Source organism: Luedemannella flava, from assembly GCF_039528515.1.
In the GTDB taxonomy this organism is placed as follows: domain Bacteria; phylum Actinomycetota; class Actinomycetes; order Mycobacteriales; family Micromonosporaceae; genus Luedemannella; species Luedemannella flava.
The window spans coordinates 1-13,087 of sequence record NZ_BAAALT010000011.1 but is presented as its reverse complement, the minus strand read 5'-3'; the positions used below and the strand labels follow the sequence as shown (position 1 = coordinate 13,087).

10 protein-coding genes and 2 pseudogenes are annotated in these 13,087 nt (G+C 70.6%); 3 read left to right on the top strand and 9 right to left on the bottom strand.

The genetic code is table 11. The features are described from left to right. The 8 genes and pseudogenes from ABD211_RS03145 to ABD211_RS03110 all read right to left on the bottom strand — a co-directional run. A pseudogene (locus ABD211_RS03145) lies at window positions 1-233 on the bottom strand (septum site-determining protein Ssd); the annotation flags it as partial. 182 nt (window positions 234-415) lie between these two features. Then, window positions 416-1,216 (bottom strand): cellulose binding domain-containing protein, encoded by an 801-nt coding sequence (locus tag ABD211_RS03140; protein ID WP_344125983.1) that lies wholly within the window; start codon window positions 1,214-1,216, stop codon window positions 416-418. Between the two features lie 125 nt (window positions 1,217-1,341). Next, a complete protein-coding gene (locus ABD211_RS03135; RefSeq protein ID WP_344125981.1) occupies window positions 1,342-2,436 on the bottom strand; it encodes a S8 family serine peptidase in 1,095 nt (364 codons plus the stop codon). Further along, window positions 2,433-3,659, bottom strand: a complete 1,227-nt coding sequence (locus ABD211_RS03130; protein WP_344125979.1) for a WXG100 family type VII secretion target — start codon at window positions 3,657-3,659, stop codon at window positions 2,433-2,435. Before ABD211_RS03130 ends, ABD211_RS03135 begins: the two co-directional genes overlap by 4 nt. Next, on the bottom strand, window positions 3,656-4,159 hold the full coding sequence (locus ABD211_RS03125; RefSeq protein ID WP_344125977.1) for a hypothetical protein: 504 nt from the start codon (window positions 4,157-4,159) through the stop codon (window positions 3,656-3,658). The genes ABD211_RS03130 and ABD211_RS03125 overlap by 4 nt, the downstream gene beginning before the upstream one ends. Before the next feature lie 119 nt (window positions 4,160-4,278). Next, the gene (locus ABD211_RS03120; RefSeq protein WP_344125975.1) at window positions 4,279-6,180 is read right to left on the bottom strand and encodes a glycoside hydrolase family 6 protein; all 1,902 of its coding nucleotides are present in this window, start codon (window positions 6,178-6,180) and stop codon (window positions 4,279-4,281) included. 485 nt (window positions 6,181-6,665) lie between these two features. Beyond that, complete coding sequence (locus tag ABD211_RS03115) at window positions 6,666-7,136, bottom strand: Hsp20/alpha crystallin family protein (protein ID WP_344125973.1); 471 nt, start codon at window positions 7,134-7,136, stop codon at window positions 6,666-6,668. Window positions 7,137-7,326: 190 nt separating this feature from the next. Next, complete coding sequence (locus ABD211_RS03110) at window positions 7,327-7,668, bottom strand: hypothetical protein (protein WP_344125971.1); 342 nt, start codon at window positions 7,666-7,668, stop codon at window positions 7,327-7,329. Between the two features lie 227 nt (window positions 7,669-7,895). Here ABD211_RS03110 and ABD211_RS03105 point away from each other — a divergent pair, with 227 nt between their 5' ends. Beyond that, window positions 7,896-10,151 carry a heavy metal translocating P-type ATPase gene (locus ABD211_RS03105; protein ID WP_344125969.1) on the top strand — a complete coding sequence of 752 codons (2,256 nt, stop codon included), beginning with the start codon at window positions 7,896-7,898 and terminating at the stop codon, window positions 10,149-10,151. A 3-nt stretch (window positions 10,152-10,154) separates the two neighbouring features. On the opposite strand, the gene nhaA is transcribed toward ABD211_RS03105, so the two are convergent. Next, window positions 10,155-11,366, bottom strand: coding sequence for a Na+/H+ antiporter NhaA (gene nhaA / locus ABD211_RS03100; protein WP_344125967.1), 1,212 nt, complete (start codon window positions 11,364-11,366; stop codon window positions 10,155-10,157). 114 nt (window positions 11,367-11,480) lie between these two features. Here nhaA and ABD211_RS03095 point away from each other — a divergent pair, with 114 nt between their 5' ends. Both ABD211_RS03095 and ABD211_RS03090 read left to right on the top strand, forming a co-directional pair. Further along, window positions 11,481-12,506, top strand: coding sequence for an ROK family protein (locus ABD211_RS03095; protein WP_344125964.1), 1,026 nt, complete (start codon window positions 11,481-11,483; stop codon window positions 12,504-12,506). 153 nt (window positions 12,507-12,659) lie between these two features. Then, window positions 12,660-13,087, top strand: a pseudogene (locus ABD211_RS03090) (hypothetical protein); the annotation flags it as partial.

The following is a 13,087-nucleotide window of genomic DNA, read 5'->3' as shown; positions in this document are numbered from 1 at the left end:
CGCGCCCGGTGCGGCATCCCGGCGCGGGCGCAGGCGTCGAGCGCGTCGGCGCCGACCACGACGATCGGCGCGCGCGCCCAACGGGGCCGGGCGGCGGCCGGGTCGGTGGCGACCTCGACGGCGACGCCGCTGGAGGCGGCCAGCCGTAGCAGGTCGTCGAGGAGATCCTGATCGCCGGTGACGACGAGCGGGAGGGATGGTTCGGCGGTTGCGGGCGGCGCGAGGACCGGCACGGCGGGCTCCGATTCGTCCGTGGACTGCGGGTTCGCCGCCCACACTGCCGGGCCCGACCGCCGTCCGGAGCCGCCGCGACAAGATCTGTGGGTAACTCAGGGCCCTGTGGAAAACCGGAAAGGGGGAATAGCAAGGTGGACGGCCCGCGCCAGCGCCGGCCGTCCACTCAGGAGTCAGGCGGTCAGGACCGCATCGCGCACGGCGCGTTCGTGAACGACATCCCGGCCGGCACGGGTTTCGACCCGGTCCAGGTGCCGAGGATGCCGAACGTGACCTTCCCGCCGCGGGGCACCGACCCGTTCCGGGGCAGGTTCGTGAAGACCGCCGCGGAGCTGGCCGGGGTGAAGGTCGCGTTCCAGGCCTGGGTCACGCTCTGGCCGGCCGCGAGACCGAACCCGACCTTCCAACCGGTGACCGCCGCGTACCCGTTCTCCACCGTCACCTCGGCGGTGAACCCGCCCGGCCACCGGCTCATCACCCGGTAGGTCGCCCAGCACACCAACGGCGGACTGTTCCCACCGGTGGTGGCGACGACCGACGTGCTCACCCCGGTCGTCGACACGGTCAACATCGCGGAGTACGCCGAGACGTGCCCGACACCGTCGCGCGCCCGCACCTGGATCTCGTACGCGGTGTTCGGCTGCAGACCCGGGATCGTGTAGGCCGTAGCGGCGCTGATGTTGGTGAGGATCGGATAGGTCGACCCGACCGCCTGGTACCAGATGTCGTAGCTGGTCACCGGGCAGCACCCGGGCGAGGACGCGGTCCACGCCAGCGAGATCGACGTCGCGGTCACCCCGGTCGTACGCACGATGCCCGGGACGGTCGGCGGCATCGGCGAGGTGTTCGGCGTGCCCGGCCCGGTTGTCGTCGGCACGGGCGGCGCGGGTGTGGACGTTTGCGGCTGGGAGGCGGTCGGACCGGGCGTGGACACGGGCGGCGCGAGCGGCGCGGCCGAAGCCGAGCCGACAGCGACCACCATGCTCACCGCGAGCGTGCACCCGACGGCGAGACACGCGTGCACGGTTCGAGGGCCCGCCGGCTCGGGACATAGGTGGCAGACATAATCCACGCTGACCGATACGCCACCGTGGGTCAACCAAGCGCCTATGAATTCCGCCTCCGCCGCGAAACCACAAGAACCCCCACCACCACGAGTACGCCCACGAGCGCCCCCACCCCGACAAGCGCACCGACCAGCCCACCGTTGCCCGGCTGGCCCTTGGCGCCCGGTCCGGCCCCCGGCGTGGACGCGCTGGGCGTCAACGGTGGCACATCAGCGGTCAACGCCTTCACGATGTTGACGACCCCGTACCCGTACTGGTCATCGCGTCCGGACGGCCCCTTGTCATCGGCGGTGTACGTCAGGCGGTGAATCACCTCGTCGGCGGACAACTCGGGAAATTTGGCCCTCACCAACGCCGCTGCCCCGGCGACCAACGCCGTCGAGTTGCTCGTCCCGGTCCCGAGCCAGTACTCGCCGTCGGGCGCCGTTGACGACACCGCGTCCGACGGTGCCGCCAGCATGACCACGTCGCTGCGGACTGAAATGTCGGCGTGACGACCAGAACTGTCAATCCCGCCCACCGCAACGACGCCCGGGTACGCCGCTGGATACCGCAACGTCGGGTCCAGGTTGGTGTTGCCAACACCAGCGATTACCACCACATCCGCCGCCAGGGCGCGGTTGATCGAGTCCTCCAGTTGTGGGGAGCCTTTCGTGCCAAGGGCTAGACAGATGACCTTGGCACCGCTGCTGACGGCAAGGTTGATGGCGGGCACAAGACCCGCAGTGAACTGGCGACTGCCGCTGCGCTCCTTAAGGGGAAGGATCGTCGCCTCGGGAGCGACGCCGAGCACTCGGCCGTGGGCGCCGACCAGACCGGCCATGGCCGTCCCGTGCCCATCCATGTCATAGCGCCCATCCGGCGCAGAGAAGCCACCTATCATGTCTTGACCGGGAAGCACGTTGCCGCTGAGATCGGGATGCTGGCCGACGCCCGTGTCGACGACCGCGACAATTACGCCCTTGCCCTTCGTGATCTGGTGCGCCTGCCTCAGTTGCAGGAAGTCCACGTACCACTGGCCATCCCGAACCGCATCCGCCCACGCGGGGGTCGGTGTAGCCATGAGCACCGCAAGCGCGCCGACCACGACGCCGGCGGCCGCGTTTCGCAGAGCAACCCGCCAGGTTCGAATCATCTTGGCCAGCCCTCGATGCTTACAACCCCAGGTGGCAGCCCTTCCCACGGACCACCGTCGCTTTCTTTCGTGGCCTGTCCACCGATCACCGGTGCCACCGTGTCCGCATCGATAGCCCATGGATCAGCGGGGTCATACGGACGGCTGCGCTTACCGCGTTCGCCGCCGATCACGCCTCCCGGACGCCCGATCCGGACACCATCGCGCGTCGTGGCGGGTCCGCCAGCCGCAAGCATCGGCATACCGCCGACCATTCCGCCCGCAGTCGGCAACCCATGGCCGGCGCCTTGGCTGCCTGATGCGCTACCGCCGTAGGCACCCCGCACGCCGCCGGCTCCCGGTTGCGCCTCCGGCCGACCACCAGGAACGCCGATCACACCGCCGACCGGTGAGCCCGGCGCGTATGCGCCCGCTGGGACTGCATGGTCGGAGACGCCGGCTCGGCCACTCGGCACGTTTGTTGTGGACGTGCCGTTGGGCGTGGTCGTGCCCCATGGTGAGCCTGGATCGACCGCCCCAGCGAGTATGGGGGATAGAGGGACTGACGCCGACGATCCGCCGAATCCCGGTAATGCCGCAGGACTGTCACCGGACGTCATCTGTGGACTGCCGAAAGAACCGAGGGCTGCCTGTTGTCCAGTTTGCCCTGAACCTTGGGGCTTCGGCTCCTTGATCTTTCCCCCTTCGCCAATCCCGCCGTCCAGAACGAATGGCTCCGGAGTTCGGACGATCCTGGCGGACAGTCTCGCAGCGGCGTCATTGCGCGTCATGATCTGGCGCGCGTCCGTCGTGAGGTGGGCGCGCCAGTCTTCGATGCTGCCGGCAACGGTCACGGGCTGAGACCTCTCGGCCGCCTCTCGACGTTGGTACTCAGCAACAACACTTTCGATCTGGGCCCGGGTCTCCTGCAGGTCCTGGTTGAACGACTCCAAGGTCAGACCGTTGTTGTAGGCGGTACGCGACGTCTCCCGCATCGAGCGGAGCAGGCCGTTGGTTGCTGCTTGAAACGCCTCGGCCGCGCTGCCCTTGGTCGCCGGCCACGTCGCCTGGAGTTGCGTGACCGCCCGCGCCAACTGGTCAGCATGGGTACGGCAGATGGCCTCGATCTGGTACCACACCCTCGCCTGCGCATCGCCAGCCAAAGCACTTTCCTGGGAGAGCATCTGCCGGATCTGCGGGAGGGAGTACGACGACCAGTCTGTCGAGTTGGGCTGCCCGCTCACGGAGCATCGGTCCTCGGCCCGAAGTGTGTGGGCACATCGGTGACGAAGGACAGAGCCGCCTCGGCGTTGTCGGAGTTGGGGAGGGCGCCAGGGTGGCCCAACGCATCGGACAGGATCTTGTTGGCGGTATCACCTGACATGCCGTCTGCCGCGCCGTACTCGGAGACGATTTTTTCGGCGGCCGCGATGAGGACCTGAGACGCCATGACAAAGTTGCGGACGTTTTGCAGGGTCTGGGCAAGGCTGTCCTGGTAACGCACACGCATGTCCCGGATGGCGGGGGTGGTCATCCGGACGCCAAAGTTGATCGCGTCGTCCTCGCACTCGCGGGCGATCGCCGCCGCGTTGGGGCGTAGATTGCGCTCCAGCTCGTTGTGCAGGGCCTTGCCGAAGCCGCCGACGTCGTCGAGGTTGATGTCGATGTTGGCGACCGGCAGGCGCGCATCGTTGAGGTGGTCGGGTGGGGGCACGTCCCAGTCGTGCTTCACGTCGCCGGACATGTGCGGACCTCCCCCTGCCTCGCCCTGAGCAGGGTATCGGAGTTCGTCACCGCGCGGCTACGGGCTGTGGATAACGCGAACGGCGGGGCGCACGAGGCGCCCCGCCGTCCACAGAGGTGTTACAGCGCCGGGTAGGCGTTCGTCACGAGCTGCTCGAACTGGGCCGGGAACCACTTGCCGGCCAGCGGGGCGTTCGGGAGCGCGTTGGTGAGGTTGTTGCCGTTGAGGCTGTTACCGGTGTACGTCGGGTCGCACATCGGGTCGGCGCCCTTGCCCTCGTCGTTCGGGATGAACGCGCTGGCACCGTCGGACTCGCCCGGAGGCTTGATCCAGACGTACGCGTCGAGACCGGCGGCCGGGTTGGCCTGCGGACGGAAGCCGATGCCGGCCCCGTTCTGGTTGCACCAGTTGCCCCGGTGGATCCGACGGTCGATCTTCGTGGCGTTGACGAAGGTGTTCAGGTCCGTCGAGGTGGAGGCGCCCGCCGGACGGGCCGAGCCACCCCAGCCGTTACGCGACGTGTCGATCATCATGCCGATGGTCGACGGGAAACCCTTGGCGATGAGGGCGGTCCGCAGCGCCTGCACGAACGACTGCTCGTCGATGTACTGGTTCCACTGGTAGAAGTTCGCCGAGCGGACCGGGTTGCCACCGATCGACTGCGTCGCCGTCATGTACGGCTCGATGGTCGGCGTCGTGTTCGCGGTGTTCGAGACGAACCCGTCGTACGCGCTGTAGCCGCCCGTGGTCCTGCTCGCGAGCGTGGCCATGAGGTTCACGAACGGGGTCAGGTTCGAGTCCCAGCCGAGCCAGCCCGAGTGGGCCACGTCGACGTAGGTGTACACGTTCGGGATGGCGTGCAGCTTGCCGGCCGCGTACGCGACACCGTCGACGTAGGCGCCGGTCGAGTTCGCCTCGGCGCACTTGGCGAAGCTCAGGTTCGTGATGAGGTTCGGCAGCGAGTCCGGCTCGAGGATCGTCGAGATGCGCAGCGAGGCGTACTTCGACTGGCTCATGATCGCGACGATCGGGTCGATGTACTCGGTCTTGTAACGCGCCAGGCCGTTGTTCGCGATGAGCAGCTCGCCGTTGGAGGCGAGTGCCGAGCAGTCACGGTTCGGCAGGTCGTAGATGACGATCGTGGCGACGACCTGCTTGCCGCTGCTGGTCTGCTGCGCGAGCGCGGCGTCCAGGTGCGCGGCGAGGCCCTTGGCGCCGTTCGCGCCGTTGATGGCCGCGATGCGGTCCAGCCAGACGGCCGTGGGCTGCTGGGCGACCTTCGCCATGGCCGCGCCGAGCGTGCCGCCCTTGGCGGCCGCGGCGGCGTTGACCTGCGCGGCGTAGTCGGGGTTGATGTACCCGTTCGCACCGGCGTAGGGGTTGTCGACCCGGGCGGTGCTCGGGGTGCTGGGAGCGGCCGAGGTCACGACCGGGCCGGAGGTGACCGGGGCGGAGGTCACGGGCGCCGAGGTCACCGCGCGGGAGGTAACCGGGGCCGACGTGACCGCGCGGGAGGTCACGGGAGCCGAGGTGACCGCGCGGGAGGTAACCGGGGCCGACGTGACGGCCCGGGAGGTCACCGGGGCCGACGTGGGCGTCGACGTGCCGCCGCAGACCACGCCGTTGACGGAGAACGACGTCGGCGCCGCGTTCGTGGCGCTGGGCAGGTTGGCCGTGAAGCCCATGTCCACGACGCCCCCGTTGGCGACGGACCCGTTCCAGGTCTCGTTCGTCACGGTGACGTTCGCGGACGACTGGGCCCACTTGCCCGACCAGCCCTGGGACACGGTCTGGCCGTTGGCGAAGGAGAACGTGAGGGTCCACGAGGTCCACGCGTCGCCGGTGTTCTTGAGGGTCACGCCACCCTGGAAGCCGTTGCTCCACTGGTTGACGATCTTGTATGTAACGCTACACGCGGTCGCGGCGCTCGCCGGCAGGGCCGGGAGCACGGCAACCGTGCCGACCACGACGGCACCGACGGCGACTACGGCCGCCCGGCGTCGCGTCATGCGAATGCTCATGCCTGATCTCTCCTACGGATGTCGCAAAGACGGTGGCCAGCGCGCGTCCGCGCTGGTGGCAGGCGACAGCGCGCAGCTGGTGGAGCGCGTGTCGCGCCGGACCCGGTAGAGCCCGGCCCGGCCGATGTGACCTGGGTCTCTCAGCGAGCGCCGAGTCAACACCGGTTGTCCGCCCGTCACAAGCGATCTCCGAAGGCTTTCGCAAACCTGCAGGTCAAGTCGTTACATCGACAACATCTCACCGAAACTTTCCACGACATTCATGACCCATCGAGTACGCCCGATGGATAACGACGCAGGTAGTCCCCATGCCCGCCAGGACATGCGCAAGTCCGGGACTTAAACGGTTCAGTCCCATCGACGTTTCTAACTGGCCAGGTTTCGACATTCACCGGCTGCCGCCGCGGCGGCAGCCGCCCACGACGCCGCGAGGGGCGGCACCGCCCGGAAGCGGCGCCGGCCCTCGCCGGATCATGATCGGACTATTACTCGGTCGTGTCGCCCTCGGTCGTGTCGCCCTCGATCGCGGGGACCTGGGTGCGGATCGCGACCTTCTGTGGCTCGCGGGCCGGCGGGGTCACGTCGCGGACCCGCAGGCGCAGCAGGCCCTTGTCGGCCTCGGCCTCGACCTGCTCGGCGCCCACGGCGCGCGGCAGCTGGAACGCGCGCCGGAAGCTGCCGTAACGCAGCTCACGGACGAGCACCTTGGCGTCCGAGGAACTGTCGCGGCGCTCGCCGCTGACCGTCAGGGTGCGCCCGTTGACCTCGACGTCGATGTCCTCGACGTCGACGCCGGGCACCTCCAGCGTGATCAGCACGTCGCCGCCCTCGGTGGCCAGCTCGACCGCCGGGACGAACTGTTCGCGCGGGGTGGCGAAGGAGCGTCGGACCAGGTTGTCGAACTCGTCGTCCACGCGGGCGAGCGCCGTGAACGGATCCCAACGAAGCAGTGCCATCGCAGACCTCACTCTGTCGTCGTTAGCACTCGCCCCATACGAGTGCCAGCCACACAGACTTAGACGCCCAACGGGCCGCGATCATTTCCACCCAGAATGTGACCCCGCTCACCCCCTGCGGCCGCACCCCCGTTCGGATGTCGGGGCCGATAACGGCCTATAGGAGGTGGTCGCCCCCAAGATCCGGAGCTCACTCGTCGACCGGCCTCCGCATAGTGACTGTCCCCTCGGGGTTCAGGTCGACGGTGGCGGCCGCGAACTGACCCGACAGGCCGGTGATCCGCAGCCGGTCACCTGACCGTTCGACGCGCACCTCGGGTCGGCACGCGCCCCTGGCCCGGTCTGCGACAACGATGAGCCCCAGGAGCACCGACGCGTCGAAGCCCGACAGCGAGTGGTACTCCCAGATATGCGACCCCAGAGCCGCGACCGATCCCAGGATGAGCAGCCCTAGTAGGTAACCGACCACGCGTCGGTAGATCGCGTAGCCACGCACGGAGCGGGCCATCGAACACGTGAGTGGCAACGTCACGGCGTCCTTCTCGCGGAACCCGCCGACCGCTCGCACCCTGACATCCACGAGCCGCCCAGCGGGATCCTCCGGATCGGGTCCGTCGGCGGGTATCCGGGGACAGACCAGCGCTGGCGCGTGGGCTGCGCTGACCAACAGGCAGTAACCCGAATCCGACACGCGTTCACGGTAACGAGCGCCACACAGTCAGGGCGGGCCGCAATACCCCCTGGGGGTACGCTGATGGTATGGCGACAGCACTGCGCACCGACCTGGCGATCGGCGGGATGACCTGTGCCTCCTGCGCCGCGCGCGTGGAGAAGCGGCTCAACAGGCTCGACGGCGTGACCGCCACGGTCAACTTCGCCACGGCGGTCGCCACCGTCGACCACCCGGCGGAGGTCAGCACCGACGATCTCGTCGCGGCGGTCGAGGCGGCCGGCTACCAGGCCACCCCGCCCGCCGAGACCGAGGAGGAGACGACCGGCCCGCTGCGCACCCGGCTGATCGTGTCCGCCCTGCTCACCGTGCCCGTCGTCGCCATGGCGATGGTGCCCGGAGTGGACCCGCCCGGCGAGGGCTGGCTGTCGCTCGCGCTGACCGCCGTCGTGGTCGGCTACGGCGGCTGGCCGTTCCACAAGGCCACGGTCGCCAACCTGCGGCACGGCGCGGCGACGATGGACACCCTGGTCACGGTCGGCACGCTCGCGGCGTTCGCCTGGTCGCTGGTGGCGACGGTCCGGGGCGGGCACGACACCTACCTGGAGACGGCCGCCGTCATCACCACCTTCATCCTCGCCGGCCGCTTCGCCGAGCAGCGCGCCACCCGCCGCGCCGGCGGGGCCCTGCGCGCCCTGCTCACCCTCGGCGCCAGGGACGCGACCGTGGTCGACGAGGCGGGCGCGGAGACGAAGATCCCCGTGGCCCAGCTGAGGACAGGCGACGTCTTCCTGGTCCGCCCCGGCGAGAAGATCGCCACCGACGGCGTGGTCGTCGACGGCACCTCCGCCATCGACGCGAGCCTGCTCACCGGCGAGTCCGTCCCGGTCGAGGTCGCCCCCGGCGACCAGGTCACCGGCGCCACGGTCAACACCCAGGGACTTCTCCGGGTACGCGCGACGCGCGTCGGCGCGGACACCCAGCTGGCCCAGATCGCGCGCCTCGTCACGGCCGCTCAGCAGGGCAAGGCGCCGGTCCAACGGCTCGCCGACCGGATCTCGGCGGTGTTCGTCCCGGCCGTGATCGTGCTGGCCGTGCTGACGCTCGTCGCCTGGCTGGTCGCCACCGGCGACCTCAGCGACGCCGTGCGCGCGGCCGTGGCCGTACTCATCATCGCCTGCCCGTGCGCCCTGGGCCTGGCGACGCCGACGGCGCTGATGGTGGGCACCAGCCGGGGCGCGCAGTTGGGCATCCTCATCCGCGGCCCGCAGGTGCTGGAGTCCACCCGCGCGGTCGACACCATCGTGCTCGACAAGACCGGCACCGTGACCACGGGCCGCATGTCCCTGCACGGCACCGTAGCCGACGACCCGACCGAGGTGCTGCGCGTCGCGGGCGCCCTGGAGTCCGGATCCGAACACCCCGTCGGCGCGGCCATCGCGGCCGCCGCCGGCGCCGAGCAGACCAGTGCGGCATCACGCCCGGCCATGGCCGCGAACCCGCCGGCCACGGCGGCGGAACCGCCAGCCACGGGGGCGGAGCCGCCGACCGGGGCCGCTGCCGCCCTGCCTGCCGGCGGTGGTGCGACGCTGCCGGCCGTCTCGGACTTCACCAACGTGCCCGGCCTGGGCGTGAGCGGCGTCGTCGAGGGTCGCCCCGCGCTCGCTGGACGCGCGGCGCTGTTCGCCGGACGCGGCTGGCACGTCCCGGGGCACCTGGCCGCCGCGGTTACGGACGCGGGCGCGGCCGGGCGCACCGCCGTACTCGCCGGGTGGGAGGGTGAGGCGCGCGGCGTCCTGGTCGTCGCGGACGCCGTCCGCCCCACCAGCCGGGAGGCGATCTCCCGGCTGCGCGCGCTGAACCTGAAGCCCGTGCTGCTGACCGGCGACAACGCCACCGTCGCGGCGGAGGTGGCGGCCGAGGTCGGCATCGACGAGGTCGTCGCGGAGGTGCTGCCGGCCGACAAGGTCGCGGCGGTGCGGGCACTGCAGGAGCGCGGCGCCACCGTCGCGATGGTCGGCGACGGGGTCAACGACGCGGCCGCGCTCGCCCAGGCCGACCTGGGCCTGGCCATGGGCACCGGCACCGACGCGGCCATCGAGGCGGCGGACCTCACGCTGGTCCGCGGCGACCTGATGGCCGCGGCCGACGCCATCCACCTGTCCCGCCGCACGCTGGGCACGATCCGGGCCAACCTGTTCTGGGCGTTCGCCTACAACGTCGCGGCGCTGCCGCTGGCGGCGGCCGGCCTGCTCAACCCGATGATCGCGGGAGCGGCGATGGCGGCCTCGTCGGTCTTCGTGGTCGCCAACAGCCTCCGCCTGCGCCGCTTCACCCCTCGCTGACGGCTACCGCGGCGGCAACGGGTCCTCCCGGGGGCTCTTTGCCGCCGCGGTCCCGGAGCCCGCCAGGCGCAGCAACACCGCGCCGACAAGGGCCGCCGCGAATGAGCCCACGAAGATGCCGACCTTCGCGTAATCGATCATGCTCTGGTCCTTGAAGGCCAGGTCGGTGATGAACAGCGCCACGGTGAACCCGATGCCGCCCAGCGCGGCCACCGGCCACACCTGCCGGGCGGGCATCCCGGCCGGCAGGACGCCCACGCCCAGCCCGCGCGCCGCGAACACGCCGCCGCCAATGCCGATCAGTTTGCCGAGCACCATGGCGATGGCGACCGCCCAGGTGAGCCGCTGGGTCAGGGCCGTCTCCAGCGCCCCGCCGCGCAGGTCGACGCCCGCGTTGGCCAGGGCGAACACCGGCACGACGAGGTAGGCGCTGATCGGGTGCCACCGGTGCACCAGTCGTGCCATCACGGGCCGACCATGCACCGGCCGGGCGGGTGTGAGCAGCCCCAACGCGACACCGGCGATCGTGGCGTGTACCCCGGACTCCAGGACCGCCACCCACAGCGCGAGCGCCGGCACCGCGTACGCCCACGGGGAGACGAACGTGCCGCGCAGCGCCGCCATGGCGACCAGGACCCCGGCCGCGAAGGCCAGCCAGCCCCACTCGATGTGGTCGGTGTAGAAGATCGCGATGACCGCGATGGCGAGGAGGTCGTCAACGATCGCGACGGCGAGCAGGAGCAGCTTCGCCCCGCCGCTGGCGCGCGCGCCGAGCAGCGCGAGCACGCCGACGGCGAACGCGATGTCGGTCGCGATCGGCACGCCCCAGCCGCTGGTCGCGGGCCCGCTGCCGACGAGGGCCAGATAGATGAGCGCCGGCGCGACCACGCCGCCGAGCGCGCCGATGACCGGCATGAGCGCCGCTCGCGCCTCGCGCAACTCGCCGACCACGAGTTCCCGCTTGATCTCCAGCCCGACGACGAAGAAGAAGATCGCCATGAGGCCGTCGTTGACCCAGTGCTGGAGGTCCTCGGTGATCCGCCCGATGGTCAGCTCGTGGTGCCAGAACGCCGCGTACGAGTCGCCGGCCGGGGAGTTCGCCCAGAAGAGGGCGGTGAGGGCGGCCATCAGGAGCAGCGTCGCGGCGCCCGCCTCGGTGCGCAGGAACTCGGCGAGTGGGGTGACGGCCCGACGCACGGGTCCCGGCTGCGACATGTGTCGACTCTACGAGCAACGGACACTGACCTACGGGATGATCGCCAGTGGGACCCGGGGGAGGTAGAACGAAACAGGACGGGCCGACGCCGAGCGAGCGGAGCGTGATGGGTCATGAGCATGGTGCATCAGCCGGCCGTGGTGGGACTGGACGTGGGCGGCACGGCGATCAACGCCACCGTCCTCGACGCCAACGGCGACTTCCTCGTCGACCGGCTCGTCGAGATACCGAGCCGGGTGCTGGAAGGGCCCCGGGTCGCGGTGGAGGCCCTCGCCGACGCGATGGCGAACGTCCTCGCGCTCACCGGCACGCCACTGCCGGCGGTCGCGGCGGTCGGGCTCGACACGCCCGGGCCGGCCAGCGCGGAGGGCGTCATCTCGTCGAAGGGCTCCACGAACTTCTCCGCACCCGAGTGGTGGGGCTTCGACTTCCGCGGCGCGTTACAGGACCGCCTCAAGCTCCCGGTGATCTACAACAACGACGGCAACGCGGCCGCGCTCTACGCCCACGCGCAGCACTTCGGGGCGCTCGCCCCGGCCCGGTCGTCGGTGTCGGCCATCGTCGGTACGGGCCTCGGCGGCGGCGTCGTCGAGTCCGGCTGGGCGGTCAAGGGCGCCGCCGGCATGGCCGGCGAGCTGGGCCACGTCTACCTGCCCATGCACGGGCTGCTCGAACCGGACCAGCCCATGCCGGTATGCAACTGCGGGCTGATCGGCGACGCCGAGAGCATCGCGTCGCTCAAGGGCATCGAGAACAACCTCCTGCCGTACTGGCTGAAGCGCTACCCCGACCACGAGCTCAACCACGTCGGGTCGCTCGCGAAGGCGGCCAAGCTGGTGCGCTCCTACGGCGAGCGCGGCGACGAGCTGGCGCTGAAGGTCTTCGGGCAGCAGGCCATGGCGATGGGCCGGCTGTTCACCATCGCGGCCAACTTCACCGACCCGGCGGCGTACTTCATCGGCGGCGGGGTCGTCGAGACGGGCGCGCAGTTCCGCGGCTGGTTCCTCGACACCGTGCGCAACCACACCCAACTGCGCGCCGAGCAGGAGAAGGCGGCCACGATCGCGCTGGTGCCGGACCTGGACATGGCCGGCGCGCGCGGGGCCGCCATCGCGGCCCGGCAGACGGTGCCCGGCTGAGCGGCGGCACGATCCGGGCGCCGCGCGGTTATGGCCCGATCAGTCCTAACGCCCGGACATTCCGTTAACGCCGGCAGAGTGAATTACCGACCAGCACGCTCCTGATGTGGCATTCGGCACCATAGCGCGGCAATCGTCACCGATGCTCGTCGAGTGATTGTCGAAGTACCCCATGACGTGACCGATCCGGCGTGGTCCAATGCGCCCACCGTGGACCTCAGCACGCACGGCGACGCGGGCGCACCCGTCTTTGTGGACAGTTCCGGCCGCCGGCGGCGCCGGGTGCGCCTGATCAGCTACGGGCTGGGCGCCGTCTGCCTCACCTTCACCACGCTCGTACTGGTCAGTCTGGCCGTCGGGCCCGTCTCTCCGGATCAGGTGGGACCGTTGTTCGCGGACGGCCCGACCGGACCCGCGATCACGGGGGCGGCGGCGCGGCCGTCGTCGGCCCCGCCCCGGCCCCCGGTCGTCGCCGGCCCGCCCCTCGACCCGCTGCAGGTGCCCGTGCCCCGGCCGGCCCCCACGCTGATCACCACCTCCGGGCCACCCGCCGCGACCGGCGCGACCGGGGCGGCGCGGAC

What these genes read in the sequence shown, in the direction of transcription:
- ABD211_RS03140 (WP_344125983.1), bottom strand. Translation starts at nt 1,216, where the DNA reads ATGGTGGTCGCTGTCGGCTCGGCTTCGGCCGCGCCGCTCGCGCCGCCC.
- ABD211_RS03135 (WP_344125981.1), bottom strand. Translation starts at nt 2,436, where the DNA reads ATGATTCGAACCTGGCGGGTTGCTCTGCGAAACGCGGCCGCCGGCGTC.
- ABD211_RS03125 (WP_344125977.1), bottom strand. Translation starts at nt 4,159, where the DNA reads ATGTCCGGCGACGTGAAGCACGACTGGGACGTGCCCCCACCCGACCAC.
- ABD211_RS03120 (WP_344125975.1), bottom strand. Translation starts at nt 6,180, where the DNA reads ATGAGCATTCGCATGACGCGACGCCGGGCGGCCGTAGTCGCCGTCGGT.
- ABD211_RS03115 (WP_344125973.1), bottom strand. Translation starts at nt 7,136, where the DNA reads ATGGCACTGCTTCGTTGGGATCCGTTCACGGCGCTCGCCCGCGTGGAC.
- ABD211_RS03105 (WP_344125969.1), top strand. Translation starts at nt 7,896, where the DNA reads ATGGCGACAGCACTGCGCACCGACCTGGCGATCGGCGGGATGACCTGT.
- nhaA (WP_344125967.1), bottom strand. Translation starts at nt 11,366, where the DNA reads ATGTCGCAGCCGGGACCCGTGCGTCGGGCCGTCACCCCACTCGCCGAG.
- ABD211_RS03095 (WP_344125964.1), top strand. Translation starts at nt 11,481, where the DNA reads ATGAGCATGGTGCATCAGCCGGCCGTGGTGGGACTGGACGTGGGCGGC.